The organism is Anaerolinea thermophila UNI-1, from assembly GCF_000199675.1.
Classification (GTDB): domain Bacteria; phylum Chloroflexota; class Anaerolineae; order Anaerolineales; family Anaerolineaceae; genus Anaerolinea; species Anaerolinea thermophila.
Map to the genome: position 1 here is coordinate 3,238,130 of NC_014960.1, position 18,246 is coordinate 3,256,375.

Consider the following 18,246-nt stretch of genomic DNA (forward strand, 5'->3'; position numbering starts at 1 on the left):
ACAACCTCCTGAGATTGATTGTATCCTCGTTTTCTGTTTCCAGATACGTGCAAGGTTCGTGCCGCGGGGTTTGATATAATAAGCCCATGCCGGAGAAAAAAGTCCTCTTTTGCCGTTCCAACCCGATTGCTCCCGACCCGCGCGTGGAGAAAGAAGCCCGTGCGCTGACACGCTCGGGTTACAGCGTGGACGTGCTGGCATGGGATCGCACTGCCAGCCAGCCGCGGGTGGAACAGCGCGAGGGATTCTTCATCTACCGCATACCCATCCGGGCGGGCTACGCCGCGGGGATTCTCAACCTGCCCAACCTGTTGCGCTGGCAGGTAGCCCTGGTGGGGTGGCTCTTTCGCCATGCCCACGAGTACGACATCCTGCATGCCTGCGACTTCGATACCATCCTGCCAGCGTTGTGGACAGGACGGCTGTACGGCAAGCGCGTGGTGTACGACATCTTTGACTTCTACGCCGATCACCTGCGGCGCACACCGGGATGGATTAAAAACTGGATTCGCCGCCGCGACCTGCGCGCCATTGATCAGGCGGACGCGGTGATTCTCTGCGATGACGCCCGCCGCGAGCAAATTGCCGGTTCGCATCCGCGCCGTCTGGAAGTCATTTATAACAGTCCCGAAGACGAGCGTGACTTTCTGCCTGCCTTTCAGCCCTCGCCCAAGGGCGTTTTGCGCCTGAGTTACGTGGGGCTGATGCACGTGGAGCGCATGCTTCTGGAAATGCTGGACGTGCTGAGCCGCCATCCGCAGTGGACACTGGACATGGCAGGCTTCGGCGGAGATGAACCGGTGATTCTGGAGAAACTGCGTACCCTGCCCAATGCCCTCTGGCACGGACGGGTGCCCTACCGCAAGGCGCTGGAACTTTCGCAGAGCGCGGATGTGCTGTTTGCACTCTACGATCCGGCGGTCATCAACAACCGCTACTCCAGTCCCAACAAACTCTTTGAAGCCATGATGCTGGGCAAGCCGATTGTGGTCGCCCAGGGGACAAACGTAGATCGCATTGTGGAAGAGTGGGGCATGGGCATTGCCATCCCTTACGGGGATGTGGACGCTCTGGACGAAGCCCTCTCCCGCCTTGCCGAAGATCCCGACCTGCGCGAGCGCATGGGCAAAGCCGCGCGCCGCGCCTACGAAACCCGCTTTGGCTGGAAGGTAATGGAACAGCGTCTGATGGACCTGTACCGGGAATTGAACGGCGCATGAAAATTCTGCTGGTTGCCAACACCGATTGGTTTCTCTATAACTACCGCCTCAATTTTGCCCGCTTTCTCCGAGAACAAGGACATGAGGTTGTGCTGGTCTCACCCGCCGGCGAGTACGCTCCCGCCCTGCAGACAGCCGGTTTCCGCTGGGTGCGCTGGGAAGTGGGCAGGCAGTCGCTGGCGCCGTGGAAGGAACTGGATGCCTTCTGGCGGCTGGCGCAAATCTACCGCCGGGAACGCCCGGATGTGGTCAACCATCTCACCATCAAACCGGTTCTGTACGGCGGGCTGGCAGCACAATGGACGGGCGTGCCGCGGGTGGTGAGCAACATCACCGGCAGGGGGTATGCGCTGGTCTCCGAGGAACGTAAGGCGAGGCTTCTGCGTCCCCTGGTGCTGGCGCTCTACCGCCTGATTTTGCGCTCCAAACGCCAGCAGGTGCTGTTTGAGAACGATTTGGATCGGCAGTACTTCATTGAGCAGAAATTGCTCCGCCCCGAACAGGCGCATCTGCTTGCCGGGTTGGGAGTAAACGTGGAACGCTTTCACCCCGTGCAACATCAAAATGAAGTGCCCATGGTGTTATTTGCCGGGCGCTTCCTGCGCGAAAAAGGACTGGAAGACCTGGTAGAAGCAGGCAAAATCCTGCGTCAGCGCGGGGTGCGCTTTCGGCTGGCGCTGGCGGGGGATGTAGATGCGGGTAATCCGCTTTCGCTGGAGCGCGAAACGGTGCAGGCGTGGGCAGACTCCGGCTGGGTGGAATGGTGGGGATTTCAGCCACGCATGGAAGAAGTCTATGCGCAAGCCGATGTATTTGTGTTCCCTTCCTTTTACGGTGAAGGCTTGCCCTCTGCCCTGATGGAAGCCGCCGCCTGCGGCTTGCCCATCGTCGCCAGCGACCTGCCCGGATGCCGCGCCGTCGTAGAGGATGGTGTGAACGGCTTTATCGTCCCGGCGCGGGATGTTGAGGCGCTGGCGAACCGCCTGGAAGACCTGTTGCGCTCCGAAGACGTGCGCCGTCAAATGGGGACTGCCTCGCGCCAAATTGCCCTGCAGCGCTTCAATCAGAACGCCGTCAACCGTCAGATTCTGGCAGTGATGGAAGGAAAAGAAGGATGAGCCGTCCGCCTGTGAGCACCGGAGAGTCTTTGGTTTGCCCGCCGCTGGTGCTGGTCAAAACCCTGTGGTGGCACGCCAAACAAACCCTGCGCGCTCTGCGTTCCCCCCGGCAGGTGCAACACATCCAGCACTCCCTGACAGAATGGGCTGATGGAAAGCGGGTGTGGGTGTTTGCCCCCGGGCTTTCCTGGCAAAAGCAACTCTTTCAGCGCCCTCAGCAACTGGCAAAAGCCCTGGCAGATTTGGGCGAGCGAGTCATCTACCTGGAACCAGAGTGGGCATGGCAGGGAAAGCCTCTGGTGATCCCTCTGGGAGAAAGTCTTCTGCTGTGCTGTGCGCCGCCGCAGGCGCTTTCTGGGCTGGAACGCCCCTGGCTGTACCTCTTGCCGTGGAGTTACTCGCCCGCCTTTGCCCTGCGCGGTTCCCGTCTGATCTATGACATTGTGGACGACTTTTCCACTTTCAAGCAGGTGCATCCCTGCCTGCTGGCACATCAGCACCGCCAGCGCATGGCCCGTGCTGAGGTGGTGCTGGTTACGGCACGGCGCCTGCGGGATACCTTTCAAGCCGAACGGGACGACCTTATTCTTTGCCCCAATGGTGTGGATGTGAATTTCTTTGCCTGCAAGCCTGAGCGCCTTGCGCCGGAAATCGAAGAACTCCGCAAAGAGGGCAAACCCATCATCGGTTACATCGGCGCGCTGGCGGAGTGGTTTGATGACAACCTGCTGGAGTCGGTTGCCCGTCTGCGCGCAGATTTGTCCTTCGTGCTCATCGGACCGCAATTGCACGGCGGACAGGAAAAACGCCCCTGGCAGAAATTGGCTAACGTGCACTGGCTGGGGGTGCGCCCTTATGAGAGTTTGCCCGCTTACCTCTACGGCTTCCATGCGGTGATGATCCCCTTCCGCCTCAACCCGATTACCCACGCGACTTCGCCGCTGAAACTGTTTGAAGCCCTGGCGGCGGGCAAGCCGGTGGTGATGACTCCCATGCAGGAAAGTCTCTCCGTTCCGCTGGTCTTCCCTGCCAGCACACCGCAGGAATGGAGCGATCAACTGGATCGCGCGCTGGCGCAGGGAGCGCAGGAAGCGTTTCAAAATGCCCTGCGTCAGGAAGCCGCGCGGCATACCTGGCACAGCCGCGCCCGGCAAATTCTGGAAGCGGTGGAGCGTATTTCCTCCCGCTAAAAAGTTCGTCCTCTCATCCTGTCTATGTTTGAGCCTGCCAAAGCGGGTACTCTTCTGCATTGTTCTGAGCAGGAATGAGAATGGTATAATCGCTCTCAACAACACTTTTGAGAACAGGCTGGGAATTTTTTCGTTGAGTAAAGCCCTGACACTGCTGGCTGATCTGGTGAATGTGCCGAAAACGATGGCGACATTGATTCGCTACCGCGAAGCCATCCGCATCCTCACCTGGCGGGATTTTCGGGCACGCTACCGCGGTTCGATTTTTGGCATCCTCTGGGCAGTTGCCCAGCCCCTCTTAATGATGCTGGCGTACACGCTGGTCTTTTCCTACTTCCTTAAGGTGCGTTTTGGCTCCAGCGATTCTCCCACCGTGTTTGCCGTGTACCTGCTGTGCGGGCTGGTGCCGTGGAATGCCTTTGCCGAAGGCATCAACTCTGCCTGTTCGCTGATTCGCATCAGCCCCAACCTGGTCAAGAAGGTGGTCTTCCCGGTAGAAGTTTTGCCGGTCAACCTGACATTGGTGACGATGATTCAGCAACTCATCGGGTTGGGACTTTTGCTGATGCTGGTGCTGGTAGTTGGCAACGGGTTAACCCTGTGGATTCTGCTTCTGCCGTTTTTCCTGCTCTTGCAGTTCATGCTTCAAACCGGGATTTCGTGGCTGTTGGCTTCGCTCTCGGTGTTCATCCCCGATTTTCGCCAGGCAACCAGCCTGCTGACCCTGCTGTTGATGTTCATCACCCCCATTTTTTATCCCGAAACCCTCATCCCCGAGCGCTTTCGCTTTCTGGTGACGCTTAACCCCATGGCGCAGATTGTCGGCATGTACCGCCGTGTGCTTATGGAAGGACTGCCGCCCACGCTGGAGCAAATTCTGTGGGCGGGCGGGATGAGTTTGCTGTTCTGGATGGTGGGGTTCGTCTGGTTTAACCGCACCAAACATGCTTTTCCGGATTACCTATGAACGCCGACGAAGTCCTGCATCTGGAGAATATCTCCAAGGCATACCGCCTGTACAACCGCCAAATCGAGCGGTTGAAAACGCTGTTCCTCACGCCCTTTACCGGTAAAGAATATGCCCGCACCTTCTGGGCACTACGCGGCATCAATCTCTCGGTACAGCGTGGAGAGGTGCTGGGGGTTATCGGCGTTAACGGGAGCGGAAAAAGCACGCTCTTACAAATCATGGCGGGCACCCTGGCGCCCACTACCGGTCGCCTGGAACGGCGCGGACGCCTGACGGCTCTGCTGGAACTCGGTGCGGGCTTCCACCCCGAGTTTACCGGCAGAGAAAACGTCTATCTCAGTGGGGTGACGCTGGGCATCTCCGAGCAGGAAATGCGCCGCCGCTTCGACGAGATTGTGGCGTTCTCGGGGATTGAGGACTTCATTGACCAGCCAGTCAAACTGTATTCGTCGGGCATGTATGTGCGTCTGGCGTTCTCCATCGCCACCTGCGTGGATCCGGAAATTCTCATCGTGGACGAAGCCCTGGCGGTGGGCGATGCCGGTTTTGTGATGAAGTGCATGAACCGCATGCGCGACCTGCACGAGCAAGGCACGGCCATTGTGCTGGTGACCCATGATGTGCAGACCGTGCGCACGCTGTGCGACCGCGCCATGTGGCTTTCTCACGGCGAGATGCGCATGCTGGGCTCTCCCATGGAAGTGACTTCGCAGTATATTCAGATGCTCTTCGAAGCCCAACAGCAACAAGCATCCCCCGCCAGCGTACCCGCCCCATCCGAGAGCGACCCGCAGGGCTGGGTAGTCTTGAAAGCACGCCCCGATTTGGTGCGCTGGGGGAACGGACGGGCGCGCATCGAAGCCTACCGCGTGCACTCTTCCACGGGATTCGCCAGCACGCTGGAATACGGCGACACGGTGGAAATTTCCCTGCGGGTGCGGGCGCTGGCAGATTTGCCCCAACAGGCGTATGGCGCGGGCATCAACCTGCGCAACCTGAAAGGGCTGGACATCATTACCGCCACGACCTGCGACGAAGGATTGGCGTTCCCTGCCCTGCGCGCCGGTCAGGCGGTAGAGGTCACCTTCCGCTTCCAGAACATTCTTGCCCCCGGCGATTACGCGCTGGTGATGAACGTGGAAGACCGCCAGGACGCTGTGCCAGCCTATGAGGATTACATCGAGAATGCGGTGTTTCTTAAAGTGGTGTCGAACAAACCCGTTTTATCGGTGGTGCTTCCCCATGTAGAAACGCGAATTGACGAACTTGCAAGGTAGGGACTATGCAGGAAGAATGGTTGAATCGTCTGAATACCGTTTCATTCTTGAAACTGTTTCTTAAAAAAGAAATCCCCGAGACTGCGGAATTTGAAAGGGAACTTTTCTCTTTCATCCGAAAAATTTTACCCGAAGGCGGCAGAATTTTACTGGCGGGAAGTGGCGCCGAATGGTTGGGCAGAATCCTTGCTCAGGATCCCCGCTTTCATCTGGGAGTGCTTTGTGCTTCTCCAATCCATCAACAGCAATTAGCTAAAGAAGGGCTCTTTCAACAACCTCATGTGCGCCTTTTTGTCGAAATTCCCACCGATTCATGGGATATGGTATGTGTTCCTGACGGGTTGATTTTCCTGTCAGAAGAGGAACAGACTGAAGCCTTGAAGGCTCTGAAACCCCTTGCCAGCCGATACCTTGCCATCGGTGCGCCGAATTCGGGAAATTACTGGTACTGGATCTGGTATATTTGGACATCCCTGTACAGTCATGAGGCGCTCCCTAAGGCAATACAGGAGAAGGATTTGATATCGGCACTCCAGCGCGCGGGGTTAGAGTCAGCGATACAGGTTTTTCTGGGACAGAAATTAACCCATGCGTATGTACACTGGTTGTACGGCATGCAAGAGTCTTTGCGGCAAATCATCTATCAGGCACATCGCTCAGGGTTAATACCGCAGGAAGAAGGCGCCGCCTATCGGCTGATTGTGGCACCGGTGAATGAGTCCAGCCTGCTTCCTGATGCAGGCAAAACCTGGCAGACAGTTTCTTCCCAATGGGCTGACGCCGGGTTGATCAGTAAAAATGCACTTGCGGATGCAATTGTCCTTGCCGCCCGCTATCAGGCACAATCGGCGCAACAAATTCAGACGCTTCAGGAAGAAGTCCAGTACCTGACGCGGAAAAACCAGCAACTACTGGATGAAATGACCCGATTCAGAAACTCACCTGCCTGGCTGGGGTATCGCCTGTTTGAAAAGGTACGTCAGGCAATCCTGCCTTCGGGTGGAAGAGCCGTGCGTTACCTGAATCGTCTGGGCTGGGTGCGTAAGGTTCGGCGCTTTATCTTCCGAAACTACTACGCCGAGTTAATGGACATTCTTCACGCGCACGGCGATGTGAAAGGAGTCATCGTTTTTCCCCCTTCCATTGAATGGAAAGCTACCCTGTATCAGCGTCCCCAGCATCTGGCGCTGGCTTTTGCGCGCGAAGGATATCTGGTGTTTTACTGCCAGCCGGAATATGTGCGTTCTTCCCCCGGGTATCATGAGATTGCCCCTCGTCTGTACCTGACAAAGGTGGAGATGAAGTATTTCAAGAACATCTCGCGACCTGTTGTCATGTTTTATCCATACAATCGCGAGTACCTGCCTTACTTCAACGAGCCTTATGTCATTTATGATTACATTGATGAATTGGAGGTTTTTTCCCGTCCTCTCCCCGAATTGCAGGAAAATCACCGTTTCTTCCTGCGCAATGCGCAACTGGTCATTGCGACGGCTGACTCTCTGCTCGAACAAGTCCGCGAAATCCGCCCGGATGCACTGCTTGTCCCCAACGGAGTGGACTATGGGCATTTCCAGCAGGTGTGGCAAAAGCAAGAGCCCCCGCCTCACGACCTGGCGCCGATGGTGCAGTCCAAACGTCCCATTGTGGGATATTACGGGGCACTGGCACGCTGGTTTGATTACGACCTGCTCCGCCAGGTGGCGGCTCTGCGCCCGGACGTGAACTTTGTGTTGATTGGACCTGATTACGACGGCACGATTCGCCAGGCACATCTGGACCAGGTTTCAAACATCTTCTGGCTGGGGAAGAAAGATTACCAGGAATTACCGAAGTATCTGCGTTATTTCGATGCCTGCATGATTCCTTTTGTAGTCAATGACATTACCCATTCCACCTCGCCGCTGAAACTGTTTGAGTACATGGCGGCGCACAAGCCCGTGGTGATCACTCCCATGCGCGAAAGCATGAAAACCGAAGGCGTCCTGGTAGCCGATACTCCGCAAAAATTCAGCCAGATGGTGGATGAAGCCCTGAAATTAGGCGGAAACCCTGCGTATCACCAACTGGCTGACCGCGTTGCCCTGCATAATACCTGGCAGGTAAGAGCACAGCAAATGATTGCCAGAATTTCTCCTGATGCAACCGGACCGGAGTTCAATTTCCGATTGCAGATGTACCTTCAGGAAGTGGGCAGGGATATGTCGCCGGAAACGCTGAATCTGTGGGAAACCTTTGCCCGCAGTACAATCGAAAGAGGAAGCCGTACGGCATCCCGCCTTGCCCCCTGGATGAATTTCCACGAAAAATCCTTTTTAGATGTGGGTTGTGCTTATGGGGGCTTTCTGATTGCCTTTGCTCAGCGGGGGTGTTCCCGTGTAGCAGGGATTGATGTAAATTCTGACCTTTTGCGCCTGGCAGAAATTAATTTGAAAGAAAAAGGGGTAAAAGGGGAACTTCATTTGCTCAGTGTGGAAGCGCCGGAGTTCCTGGACCTTGGCACGTTTGACATAGTCACCTGTAACGATGTCATCGAGCACGTTCCCAATCCAGAACTTACCTTACAGCAAATTGTTCGAGTGCTTAATCCCGGTGGATTGCTGTACATGGAAATTCTCAACCCGTTCTGGTACGGCTTTCTTGCAAAAGATGGGCATTACAACCTGCCGGGAATAACCCTGCTGACTCCCAAAGATGCCGAAGCCTATTTCAAAGCCCTTTATCCCAACACGGCATACGGGGTAAATGAGTACCACCTGATTGACTGGTATATCCAGCGAATGAACTATCTTGGGCTGAATGTGCGATTGCTGAATGAGCGCTGGGTGGAGCCTGCTATTCTGCTCAAAGAAATGGAACTAGCCATCCAAAAAATGAATGCCGGGCTGAATGAGGTTCATATTCCTGTGCAACTTGCTGAAAAAATCCGCCGCCGGGCGCGGCTGCTTCTCCGATATGTACAGCGGCGGGCGGGGGACTCCAATGCGTACACCCATTTATGCCAGACTTTTGGCGCGAATTTCTGGATTATCCTGGCGCAAAAACGGTGAGTCTTCATGGTTTCTCAGCATTCTCTGCCCCACCCTGTCAAGTTTTGGCAGTCCCCCCGGATTGTGCTGGGGGTGGGTGGAGGGGTATTGTTTTTCTTCTATCTTCTCTGGGCAAGCCTTGCTCCGCGGGAAATCTTCTGGTCACTGGATGAAGGGGGAAAGTATATTTATCTTCGCTCCATTCTGGAAAGTGGACGACTGAATACCCCGCTTCTTTATCCTTCTCAGAGCCTCGACCCTTCCTTTGAATTTGTCCCCCTGTACTATTTTCTCCCCTGTGATGGGAGTATTTGCTCATGGTGGCCCCTTGCCCTGCCGCTGGTTTCACTGCCTTTCTACAAAGCCTTTGGCTGGCTGGGATTATTTGTTTTACCGGCTTTCTTTGGCGCGTTAAGCGCGGCTTTGACTGGCGGAATCACTGCCAGATTGAGCGGCTCCTTAAAATGGGGAATGTTTGCCCTCGTTCTTACCGGTCTGGCAACGCCGGTGGCGTTTTACGCCACGCGCTTCTGGGAGCATACCCTCAGCACTGCCGGGGTGCTGGGGGCGCTGTGGGGCATGCTGAATGCCGATGAGCATCGGCGCGCCCGCTCCGCCGTGCTGGCGGGAGTCAGCGGGTCGCTGGCGGTGTTCTTTCGCCCGGATGCGGCATTTCTGCTGATCGGGTTCGGGCTGGTATTGCTGGTGCGACGTCCCCGCCTGGCAATCTACACCGCCCTCAGCGCGGCGCTGGCTTCTCTGCCGTGGATGGCATTGAACCTGTGGACGGCGGGACACCCGTTCGGTCCAACCTTTGGCAAACTGGTCGAAGCCGATGCCTTTTCCGGGTGGCAAAAAGCCGGGTTGAAACTGCTGGCGTATGCCCTGTTCAACCCGCCCCGCGCCGATGCGTTCATCTTCCCGCGCTGGGCGCTGTGGACGGCAAGCCTCTCCCTGCTGGCGGGAGTGGTGCTGGCGTTCTTTCCGCGCCTGCGCTGGCTCTCGCTGACTGCCTTTGGCGGGGTGATTGGCGTGTGCGGGTGGGTGGCACTTCAACCGACGGGGTATCAGGCGGTGCACGGCGCAGTGCTGGCGGCACCGCAGGTGTTTTTCGGGTTGTATTATTTGCTTCGCAAACCGGCGTGGAAACATTCCGCTTTTCCTGTCATGCTGGCGGCGAGTTTGCTGGTATATGGGGCAGTGTATTTCTGGCGGGCATGGGTAGGTGCAGGCGGTTTGCAGTGGGGTCCGCGTTACCTGCTCTCGTTCTATCCCTTACTGGTGGTTGCGGCTTTACTGGAACTGCACCATCTCCAGCATGCTGGCAGGAAGCCCTTGTTTGCAGGAATGCTTGCGGTGTTTCTCGCGGCATCTCTGGTGGGGCTGGGCATGTCTTTTCGGGGATTGCTGACCGCCCGCACCCTCACCGGTTACTATGCTCGCACTCTTCCCGTGCTTAACGCCATTCCCAATCAACCGCTGGTGCTGGCAAGTAAAGCCTTTGCCATGGATGTACCGGCTCTGTACTTTCGGGGGAATGTGCTTTCTACCGGCGGGGATGAGGGGATTCAGCAGAGGCTGATGAATCATTTGCGCCAAATGGGAATCAAAGAGATTTATTCCGTGAGCGTTTACCTGGATGACAATGCTCCGCTAGAAGTGATTGCCGAAAGACTGAAAGAACACCCTGCCGGAGTGGGGATTAACCGCATGGACCTGACGGGGGAGCCATGACGATGAGACGCTCTTCTTCCTTTGCTGTGGGGGTGATTCTGCTCTCGCTGGCGCTGGCGCTGGGGTACATGTATTACCTTAATATCGAGAAAAACACCCTGGACATGCGCCTTGACCTGCACCGTCAGATTGTTCAGGGCAGCGCGCCCTCGCCTTACCAGTACCGCGTGCTGGTGCCTTTCCTTGCCGAGGGACTCTTTCGGGTGGAACGGCTCTTCTTTCCCGATTACCGCGCGTTTGCGCTTTCCTACATTGTACTTAACGTTGGGGCGCTTTTCCTGTGGCTGTGGGCGGGTTTTCGTCTGCTGAGGGTGTGGTATCGCACCGAGTATGCGCTCATCGGGACGCTGTTTGTGGCGGCGGTGACGCCGCTGACCTTCTACGACCATTACTTTCAACCCTGGTCGTTTTGGGAAGCGTTCTTTTACATTTTGTCGCTGATGCTCATGGCAGAGGGGCGCTGGGGCTGGCTGGCGGGGGTGGTTTTACTGGCGTCGCTTAACCGCGAAACGGCGGTGCTGATTCTGCCGGCTTTTGCCCTCACCATGCTGGCGGGAGAGCGCCTGTTTAACCTGCGCGGATGGCAGTGGACACGCGCCGGCTGGCTGGCGCTGTACGCCCTGCTGTGGGGCGGAGTGTTCCTGGCACTGCGCGGATTACGCCCTGCCACGCAACCCGTGGAAACGCTGGCGCAAATCTGGCAGTTCAATATCCAACCCGCGCATTTGTTCAGGGCGGGGGTTAACTGGGTGCTCTTCCTGGGGGGATTCTGGCTGATGGCGTTCCTGGCTTACCGCCGCGCGCCGCTGTTCCTTCAGCGGGCAGGGTGGGTGCTGGTATTTCATCTGCCCTTGATTCTGGTGTGGGGCTACTGGCAGGAAGTGCGTATGCTGTTACCGCATGCCTTCGTCTTCGTTGGTTTGGGGCTGGCAGTGTTTCCCGAGGCGCTTAAGCCCTCTCCCCCTCCATCGCCATCTCCAGCGCCTGAGACCAGAGGGGCAGGGTAAGTCCAAAGGTGCGCTCGAATTTGCTCATCTCCAGGGCGGAGAAGAGCGGGCGCACCGCCGGGGTGGGAAACTCTGCCGTGCGGGCGGGCAGGATTTCGCGGGCGCGCTGTTGCTCGCGGTGTGGGTCGAGGCGCAGAATCTCACACGCCCACTGATAGCGCGAACACCAGCCCTTCCCCGCCAGATGATACACCCCGCGGCGTTCCTCCAGCCAGTCGAAGATATCTCCGCTGGCAAGGCTCTGCGCCAGCACCGCGCTGATGGCTTGCGCCAGCATGCGCGCCCACGTTGGTCCGGCAACCTGATCGTCCACCACCCGCAGGACATCCTTCTGGCGCGACCATTCCAGCACCTTGCTGACGAAACTCTCCCGCCGCAAACTGTACACCCACGAGGTGCGCAGGATGAGGTACGCTCCGCCGGCTTCTTGTACGGCTTGCTCGCCTTCCCATTTGGTCTGCCCGTACACACTGAGCGGGTTGGGAATATCTTCCTCAGTGTAGGGCGCGCCCTTCCTGCCGTCGAAGACGTAATCGGTGGAGATATGCACCAGCGCCGCCCTCAGCCGTCGGGCGGATTGCGCCAGCACGCCGGGCGCCAGGGCGTTCACCCGCCGCGCTGTTTCCGGCTCGCTCTCGGCGCGGTCTACGGCGGTGTAGGCAGCGGCATTAACGATGACCTGCGGGCGCACGCGCTCCATCAGCGCGGGCAAGCCCTCGGGTTGGGCAAAGTCCACCTCCGGGTAATCGGCAGTGACCACCTCACCCAGCGGCGCGAGAGTGCGGCGGCATTCCCAGCCCACCTGTCCACCGTGCCCCAGCAAGAGGATGCGCATCAGCGTTTTTCCTCCAGCAGGCGCAGAAGGTACGTGCCGTACTCGTTCTGCCCGTAGCGCCGGGCTTGCGCCAGCAGTTGTTCGTCATCAATGAAGCCCATGCGCCAGGCAATTTCCTCCGGGCAGGCAATCATCAAGCCCTGACGGTCTTCCACCGCCTGCACAAAGCTGGATGCCTGCATCAGCGATTCGTGCGTGCCGGCATCCAGCCAGGCGATACCGCGTCCCAGCAGTTCCACCTGCAGTTCGCCGCGCTCCAGATAGACGCGGTTGAGGTCGGTGATTTCCAGTTCGCCGCGCGGCGAGGGCTTGAGCGCGGCGGCAAAGTCGCACACGCGCTCATCGTAGAAGTACATGCCCGGCACGGCAAAGCGCGACCGCGGTTGTTTGGGCTTTTCCTCAATGCTCACCGCCCTGCCACTGCCGTCAAACTCCACCACGCCGTAGCGTTCGGGATCGCGCACCGGATAGGCAAAGATCACCGCGCCGTGGGTCAAACTGGCGGCGCGCTGAACCTGCTCCGGCAAGCCGTGCCCGTAAAAGATGTTATCGCCCAGAATCAGCGCCGCGCTTTCGCCTGCCAGAAAGTCCCGCCCGATGAGGAAGGCTTCCGCCAGTCCGTTGGGCTGAGGCTGTTCGGCGTAGGCAAACGAAAGTCCCCACTGACTGCCGTCACCCAGCAGACGGCGGAAGGCGGGCAGGTCGTCGGGCGTGCTGATGACCAGAATCTCGCGGATGCGCGCGAACATGAGGATAGACAGCGGGTAGTAGATCATCGGCTTGTTGTACACCGGCAGGATTTGCTTGCTGATGGACAGCGTCAGCGGGTAGAGGCGCGTGCCTTTCCCTCCGGCAAGAATGATGCCTTTCATGGATTTCCTCCTCTGCGGGCGTAGTTCTTCTCCATCCAGCCGCTCAGGTCTGAGGTCTGGCGGATGGCTTCAATCCAGTCGGGATGACTCAGATACCACTGCACGGTCTTGCGCAGTCCGCTGGCAAGGGTCTCGCGAGGACTCCAGCCCAATTCGCGCTGAATCTTGCGGATGTCCATGGCATAGCGGCGGTCGTGACCCGGGCGGTCGGCAACGAACTGGATGAGACTGCGGTGCGGGGCGTGCGGCGAGTGCGGGAGCAGTTCATCGAGGATGTCGCAGAGGGTATGCACCACCTGCAGGTTGGCGGGGTTGTTGCCGCCGCCAATGTTGTAGGTCTCGCCCAGTTTGCCTTCGCACACCACCTTCCAGATGGCTTCGCAGTGGTCCTCCACGTAGAGCCAGTCGCGCACCTGCTGACCATCGCCGTAGATGGGCAGAGGTTTGCCGTTGAGGGCGTTGAAAATCATCAGCGGGATGAGTTTTTCGGGAAACTGATAGGGTCCGTAGTTGTTGGAGCAGTTGGTGATGCTCACCGGCAAGCCGTAGGTGTGGTGGTATGCCCGCACCAGATGGTCGCTGGAGGCTTTGGATGCCGAGTAGGGCGAGCGCGGGTTGTAGGGGGTGGTTTCGGTGAAGGGCGGGTCGTGGGGTTCGAGCGAGCCGAACACCTCATCGGTGGAAACGTGGTGAAAGCGGGCTTGCTCCACCGGGACGATGCCCTCTTTCAGCCATGCCTGGCGCGCCGCTTCCAGCAGGGTGAACGTGCCGACAATGTTGGTCTGGATGAACTGCGCCGGACCGAGAATCGAGCGGTCCACGTGCGATTCGGCGGCAAAATGCACCACCGTATCCACCTGATAGCGGCGGAAGAGATCCTCCACCAGGGCGCGGTCGCAGATATCGCCCTGTACGAAGGTGTGGCGCGCGGGGTCGGGCAGGTCCTTCAGGTTTTCCAGACTGCCCGCATAGGTGAGCAGGTCGAGGTTGACAATGCGCACATCGGGGTCATGAGCCAGCAGGTAGCGCACGAAGTTAGAACCGATAAACCCGGCTCCGCCGGTGACTAAAAGGGAATGGGGCATACATCCTCCCGAAAAGAAAGCGTCCCACCGGAGCGGGAGCGTGAGTTAAGGATACGTTTCGCACTGCGACAACGGCAAGCCGCGCTGGTCTTTCTCGGAGAGCAGGGGCTGTTCGCCGGGGGAAATCAGCCAGCGCACGCCAACAGCGGGGTCGTTCCACAACAGGGTGCGTTCCCACTGCGGAGCGTAGAAATCGGTGGTTTTGTAGAGCACCTCTGCCCAGTCGCTCAGCACCAGGAAGCCGTGCGCAAAGCCGGCGGGAATCCACATCATGCGGTGATTCTCGGCGCTGAGCACCTCGCCCACCCATTGACCGAAGGTAGGGGAACTGCGGCGCAGATCCACGGCTACATCGAACACCTCGCCGGAGATGACCCGCACCAGTTTACCCTGGGCTTGCTGAATCTGGTAATGCAGTCCGCGCAGAACGCCGCGCCGCGAGGCGGAGTGGTTATCCTGCACGAAGCGGGTGGGCAGTCCCAGCGCGGCAAATTTTTCCTCGTGGAAGGTTTCCATGAAGAAGCCGCGCGCATCGCGGAAAACCTGCGGTTCGAGGATCATCACCTCGGGGATGGCGGTGGGAAGACAGTGCATACAGGAGTGATTATAGCGGATTCTGAACCTGAATGGTTGAGAATTGCGGATTACAAAAGCGTTGCGGAATAAGCGGTTAAAAAGCACCCTTACGACGCAACACCGCCCAGAAGGTGCGCCAGAGGATGAGCAAATCCAGCCAGAGGGAGTAGTTCTGCACGTAGTACAGGTCATCTTCGGTGTGCAGGTGCATGGGTTTATCGGCGCGCCCGTTGATTTGCCACCAGCCGGTGATCCCCTGCGGCACGGCAAAGCGTTTGCGCTGCCAGAGGGCATAACGCTCCACCAGTTCAGGAAGTTCCGGGCGCGGTCCTACCAGGCTCATCTCGCCACGCAGGACGTTGAAGAGTTGAGGCAGTTCATCCAGGCTGGTGCGGCGCAGGAAGCGCCCCACGCGGGTCACACGCGGGTCGTCAGGACGTTTGTAAACCAGGTTGCCCTGTTCATCGGTCTGCATGACCTCGTGCAGGCGCTTGTCGGCATCCTGTACCATAGTGCGGAATTTGAGCATGTAGAAGAGTTTGCCGTTTTCGCCCACCCGCCGTGCGCGGTACAGCACCGGACCGGGGCTGTCCAGTTTAATCGCCAGGGCAATGATGCCCATGAGCGGCAGAACAAAGGGCAGAATCAGCACGGAGAGGGTCAAGTCGAACAGGCGCTTGACCAGACGCTGGAACTCGTTCAGCGCCGGGGCGCGCAGGTCCAGCATGGGGATGCCGGCAAAGTCTTCCACACGGGCGCGGTACAGGGTCAGCGAGAAGTAATCAGGGATGACCCACACCCGCACCGGCAGGTCGTGCAGTTCGCTGACCACCTCGGTCAGGCGCTGATGGGCGGCAAGGGGCAGAGCCACCACTACATCATCGACGGATTTTTCCTGCACCCAGGTGCGCACCGCATCCAGCGACCCCAGCACGTCATGGTGATCCGCCTGGGTCTGCCAATCGTCATCCAGAAAGCCCACAATCTCCAAGCCCAGGAAGGGATGAGCGCGAATTTGCTCTTCCAACTGCCGTCCTACGGTGTTATCGCCCAGAATCAGCACGCGGCGGATGGTGCGGTGCAGTCCATTGCGGCGGAAAGCCAGTCGCGCTGCCAGCCGCCACCCCACCAGGAGAAGATAGGCGCTCCCCGTTGCGCTCAGAAAGAGGAAGCGGGAGACCTCGCGGTAAGAGAAGTACAGAATGCCCGCCAGCGACATCACCGCCAGCAGAGAAGCCAGCGTGAGGCTGGAGAGTTCATCCACCACCCGCAAATTTTTGCGCCCGTCGTACACTGAGAAAGCCAGTAAAATGCCCACCCACAACATCGGGAAGAGGGCATACAGTACACCGGGCAACTGCACGGCGGGGATTTCTTTGACGAAGGGTAAAACGTTCAAAGCAACCCGTAACTGCGTTGCGGCAATCAGCGCTCCGAGAATCAGCGCACCATCCAACAGGATGGAGAAGACGGCAAAATTGACAGAGAAACGGCGAAACATTCTGCACTTAATTATAAAGGGGGGCTGGGAGAGTAAGATTTACAGTTTGGAAAGGAGATAGATCTTCAGGCTCTCTTGAAAGCCTCTCCGGGCGTATAATCCTCTAAAGCATTTTACTTCTCAAGGATTTCCCATGCCCTTTGCCCTGACCCTGATTCGACTGGAAGAAGCCCTGCGCAAGCCGGGATGCGCGGTGTGCCGTCTGGAGCATGAAGCCGCGTTGAGCGCCGTGGACCACCTGCTTTGGGAGCAAACCAACGACCCGCAAACCCGCCAGAACGTGCGCCAAGCCAGCGGATTCTGCCCGGAGCATACCCGCCTGCTGACAGCCATGGAACTTTCGCGCAGTGGTCCGGTGCTGGGGGTGAACCTCATCTACGAATCGCTCATCGAAAGCACGCTGGATGACTTGCGCCAGAGGCGCGCGGCGCGCAAAGCCCCATGGACTGGGTGGTTCCGGCGCGCCCAGCCCCCCGCGGCGATGCAGTGTCCCATCTGCCAGCAGGTGCATCAGGCGGGGATGAACATCCTCTCCAGCCTCATGCAAGCCCTGGAAGAGCGCGATGAGCGCCTGCGCGAAGCCTATCTCCAGTCGGACGGCATCTGCCTGCGCCACCTGCGCGGGTGGCTGGATGCCCCCGGAGAACGCTTCCCACGCGCTACCGATTTTGTGCTGGAAGACACGATGGAACGCCTCAAAACCCAGCGCGGACACATGCTGGAGTACATTCGCAAGCAAAACTGGGAATACCGCGAGGAAGCCCTGACGCCCGAGGAACGCCGCGCCTGGATTAAGGTGCTGACGATCTTTACCGGCTTGCCCGCCGAACGCTTCGACCATCACCTGCCGGAGTTTTAGCCCAGGTGGCGCTCCCACTCATCCAGCGGTTGACCGCGATCCAGGCGCGCCAGCAATTCCTGCGCAAAGCGGGAAACCAGGATGGAAGGGTGCTGCGCGGCGCGCTCCAGCCAGAGGCGGCACTGCGGCGGGTTGATTTTTGCCAGCGAGAGCAGGACAGCCCGCAGGAAGAAGAAATCCTTTTCCTCGCTCTGCAGAATTTGCTCAAACAGGGGGACGGCTCGGCGGCTTTGAATGTTGCCCAGAATCTGCGCCGCCATGATGCGCCGTTCGGGCAGGGAATGATGCAGGGCTTCCAGCAGTTTGTCCTCAAAGGTCTCCGCCTCGAACCCTGACAGGTCGGCGCCGCAATGCGGACAGACAACGGACTTGGCGGGAATCTCTGCCCAGCAGTGCGGACAAAAATGGGTGATCATCCTTCCTCGTCGGTGATTTCCCGGACGATTCTGCCGTTGGAAGACACCCGCCGGGCGATCTCCAATGCCGAGCGGGCAAACTCTTCCAGCGCCGGGTCGAGGCGGCGGGCAAGCGCGGGCGGCAGTTCACCGTAGGCGCGCAGGCGCGAAGAGGTGCTTTCCTGCAAACTCTCCCAGCACAAACTCATCTCGGCGGCGATGATGCGCTCGAGGGGTTCGTCCACCGCTTCCAGTCCCAAACGCCCGACAAAAGTTTCCAGGTCGTGCAGGGTTTGCTGAATTTGTTCCTGCAATGCCCGGCGCTCGGTTTCCTCCAGGCGCAGGGAACGGCGGTAGAGGATGCCCGGCTGAACGGGCTGGGAAAGGTGTTCCAGCGCCGAACGCAGGGCTTTCTCAAACGAAAGCAGGGATGCGCGCAGGGCTCTCTGCTGGGCGGGGGATAAACGGTCAGAGTCCATGGATGACCTCCGGGCGGAAGATGCCAGCCCTGCAGGAATTATACTCCCGCCGCCGCAAACAAGCCGTGCCGCGCTCTCCGGGCGGAAAAACCAAACAGG

The 18,246-nt window shown here is 58.6% G+C and carries 16 protein-coding genes; 9 read left to right on the plus strand and 7 right to left on the minus strand.

Annotated features, from left to right (window positions below):
• The first annotated feature begins 86 nt into the window (after positions 1 to 86).
• From ANT_RS14575 to ANT_RS14610, 8 genes are all read left to right on the plus strand, one after another.
• Positions 87 to 1,220 carry a glycosyltransferase family 4 protein gene (locus ANT_RS14575; RefSeq protein WP_013561294.1) on the plus strand — a complete coding sequence of 378 codons (1,134 nt, stop codon included), beginning with the start codon at positions 87 to 89 and terminating at the stop codon, positions 1,218 to 1,220.
• Positions 1,217 to 2,338, plus strand: coding sequence for a glycosyltransferase family 4 protein (locus ANT_RS14580; protein ID WP_013561295.1), 1,122 nt, complete (start codon positions 1,217 to 1,219; stop codon positions 2,336 to 2,338). Before ANT_RS14575 ends, ANT_RS14580 begins: the two co-directional genes overlap by 4 nt.
• Positions 2,335 to 3,528, plus strand: a complete 1,194-nt coding sequence (locus ANT_RS14585; RefSeq protein WP_013561296.1) for a glycosyltransferase — start codon at positions 2,335 to 2,337, stop codon at positions 3,526 to 3,528. Before ANT_RS14580 ends, ANT_RS14585 begins: the two co-directional genes overlap by 4 nt.
• Before the next feature lie 133 nt (positions 3,529 to 3,661).
• Positions 3,662 to 4,495, plus strand: coding sequence for an ABC transporter permease (locus tag ANT_RS14590; RefSeq protein ID WP_013561297.1), 834 nt, complete (start codon positions 3,662 to 3,664; stop codon positions 4,493 to 4,495).
• Positions 4,492 to 5,775: an ABC transporter ATP-binding protein gene (locus tag ANT_RS14595; protein WP_013561298.1), complete on the plus strand. Its 1,284-nt coding sequence runs from the start codon at positions 4,492 to 4,494 to the stop codon at positions 5,773 to 5,775. Before ANT_RS14590 ends, ANT_RS14595 begins: the two co-directional genes overlap by 4 nt.
• Before the next feature lie 5 nt (positions 5,776 to 5,780).
• Positions 5,781 to 8,825 carry a methyltransferase domain-containing protein gene (locus tag ANT_RS14600; RefSeq protein ID WP_013561299.1) on the plus strand — a complete coding sequence of 1,015 codons (3,045 nt, stop codon included), beginning with the start codon at positions 5,781 to 5,783 and terminating at the stop codon, positions 8,823 to 8,825.
• 6 nt (positions 8,826 to 8,831) lie between these two features.
• A complete protein-coding gene (locus ANT_RS14605; protein WP_013561300.1) occupies positions 8,832 to 10,538 on the plus strand; it encodes a hypothetical protein in 1,707 nt (568 codons plus the stop codon).
• Positions 10,539 to 10,540: 2 nt separating this feature from the next.
• Positions 10,541 to 11,545, plus strand: a complete 1,005-nt coding sequence (locus ANT_RS14610; RefSeq protein ID WP_041455081.1) for a hypothetical protein — start codon at positions 10,541 to 10,543, stop codon at positions 11,543 to 11,545.
• Here ANT_RS14610 and rfbD read toward each other — a convergent pair.
• The 5 genes from rfbD to ANT_RS14635 form a co-directional block, all read right to left on the minus strand.
• Positions 11,487 to 12,380: a dTDP-4-dehydrorhamnose reductase gene (gene rfbD, locus ANT_RS14615; RefSeq protein WP_013561302.1), complete on the minus strand. Its 894-nt coding sequence runs from the start codon at positions 12,378 to 12,380 to the stop codon at positions 11,487 to 11,489. The two genes, ANT_RS14610 and rfbD, sit on opposite strands and share 59 nt — an antisense overlap.
• Entirely contained in the window at positions 12,380 to 13,252 is an 873-nt protein-coding gene (rfbA, locus tag ANT_RS14620; protein ID WP_013561303.1) for a glucose-1-phosphate thymidylyltransferase RfbA, read from the minus strand. Before rfbA ends, rfbD begins: the two co-directional genes overlap by 1 nt.
• Positions 13,249 to 14,337: a dTDP-glucose 4,6-dehydratase gene (rfbB, locus tag ANT_RS14625; RefSeq protein ID WP_013561304.1), complete on the minus strand. Its 1,089-nt coding sequence runs from the start codon at positions 14,335 to 14,337 to the stop codon at positions 13,249 to 13,251. The genes rfbA and rfbB overlap by 4 nt, the downstream gene beginning before the upstream one ends.
• 45 nt (positions 14,338 to 14,382) lie before the next feature.
• Positions 14,383 to 14,931, minus strand: coding sequence for a dTDP-4-dehydrorhamnose 3,5-epimerase (gene rfbC, locus ANT_RS14630; protein ID WP_013561305.1), 549 nt, complete (start codon positions 14,929 to 14,931; stop codon positions 14,383 to 14,385).
• Positions 14,932 to 15,007: 76 nt separating this feature from the next.
• Positions 15,008 to 16,414 carry a sugar transferase gene (locus tag ANT_RS14635; protein WP_013561306.1) on the minus strand — a complete coding sequence of 469 codons (1,407 nt, stop codon included), beginning with the start codon at positions 16,412 to 16,414 and terminating at the stop codon, positions 15,008 to 15,010.
• A gap of 133 nt (positions 16,415 to 16,547) precedes the next feature.
• On the opposite strand from ANT_RS14635, the gene ANT_RS14640 reads away from it, so the two are divergent.
• On the plus strand, positions 16,548 to 17,273 hold the full coding sequence (locus tag ANT_RS14640; RefSeq protein WP_013561307.1) for a DUF6062 family protein: 726 nt from the start codon (positions 16,548 to 16,550) through the stop codon (positions 17,271 to 17,273).
• Here the strand turns inward: ANT_RS14640 and ANT_RS14645 are convergent.
• Positions 17,270 to 17,689: a HEAT repeat domain-containing protein gene (locus ANT_RS14645; RefSeq protein WP_013561308.1), complete on the minus strand. Its 420-nt coding sequence runs from the start codon at positions 17,687 to 17,689 to the stop codon at positions 17,270 to 17,272. The genes ANT_RS14640 and ANT_RS14645 overlap by 4 nt on opposite strands.
• Complete coding sequence (locus tag ANT_RS14650) at positions 17,686 to 18,147, minus strand: hypothetical protein (protein WP_013561309.1); 462 nt, start codon at positions 18,145 to 18,147, stop codon at positions 17,686 to 17,688. The genes ANT_RS14645 and ANT_RS14650 overlap by 4 nt, the downstream gene beginning before the upstream one ends.
• Positions 18,148 to 18,246: the final 99 nt, after the last annotated feature.

Excerpts from the sequence above, each read along its gene's own strand:
- ANT_RS14635 (WP_013561306.1), bottom strand. The coding sequence starts at position 16,414 with ATGTTTCGCCGTTTCTCTGTCAATTTTGCCGTCTTCTCCATCCTGTTG.
- rfbD (WP_013561302.1), bottom strand. The coding sequence starts at position 12,380 with ATGCGCATCCTCTTGCTGGGGCACGGTGGACAGGTGGGCTGGGAATGC.
- ANT_RS14645 (WP_013561308.1), bottom strand. The coding sequence starts at position 17,689 with ATGATCACCCATTTTTGTCCGCACTGCTGGGCAGAGATTCCCGCCAAG.
- ANT_RS14580 (WP_013561295.1), top strand. The coding sequence starts at position 1,217 with ATGAAAATTCTGCTGGTTGCCAACACCGATTGGTTTCTCTATAACTAC.
- ANT_RS14610 (WP_041455081.1), top strand. The coding sequence starts at position 10,541 with ATGAGACGCTCTTCTTCCTTTGCTGTGGGGGTGATTCTGCTCTCGCTG.
- ANT_RS14605 (WP_013561300.1), top strand. The coding sequence starts at position 8,832 with ATGGTTTCTCAGCATTCTCTGCCCCACCCTGTCAAGTTTTGGCAGTCC.
- ANT_RS14650 (WP_013561309.1), bottom strand. The coding sequence starts at position 18,147 with ATGGACTCTGACCGTTTATCCCCCGCCCAGCAGAGAGCCCTGCGCGCA.
- ANT_RS14640 (WP_013561307.1), top strand. The coding sequence starts at position 16,548 with ATGCCCTTTGCCCTGACCCTGATTCGACTGGAAGAAGCCCTGCGCAAG.
- rfbA (WP_013561303.1), bottom strand. The coding sequence starts at position 13,252 with ATGAAAGGCATCATTCTTGCCGGAGGGAAAGGCACGCGCCTCTACCCG.
- ANT_RS14585 (WP_013561296.1), top strand. The coding sequence starts at position 2,335 with ATGAGCCGTCCGCCTGTGAGCACCGGAGAGTCTTTGGTTTGCCCGCCG.
- ANT_RS14575 (WP_013561294.1), top strand. The coding sequence starts at position 87 with ATGCCGGAGAAAAAAGTCCTCTTTTGCCGTTCCAACCCGATTGCTCCC.
- ANT_RS14600 (WP_013561299.1), top strand. The coding sequence starts at position 5,781 with ATGCAGGAAGAATGGTTGAATCGTCTGAATACCGTTTCATTCTTGAAA.
- rfbB (WP_013561304.1), bottom strand. The coding sequence starts at position 14,337 with ATGCCCCATTCCCTTTTAGTCACCGGCGGAGCCGGGTTTATCGGTTCT.
- rfbC (WP_013561305.1), bottom strand. The coding sequence starts at position 14,931 with ATGCACTGTCTTCCCACCGCCATCCCCGAGGTGATGATCCTCGAACCG.
- ANT_RS14595 (WP_013561298.1), top strand. The coding sequence starts at position 4,492 with ATGAACGCCGACGAAGTCCTGCATCTGGAGAATATCTCCAAGGCATAC.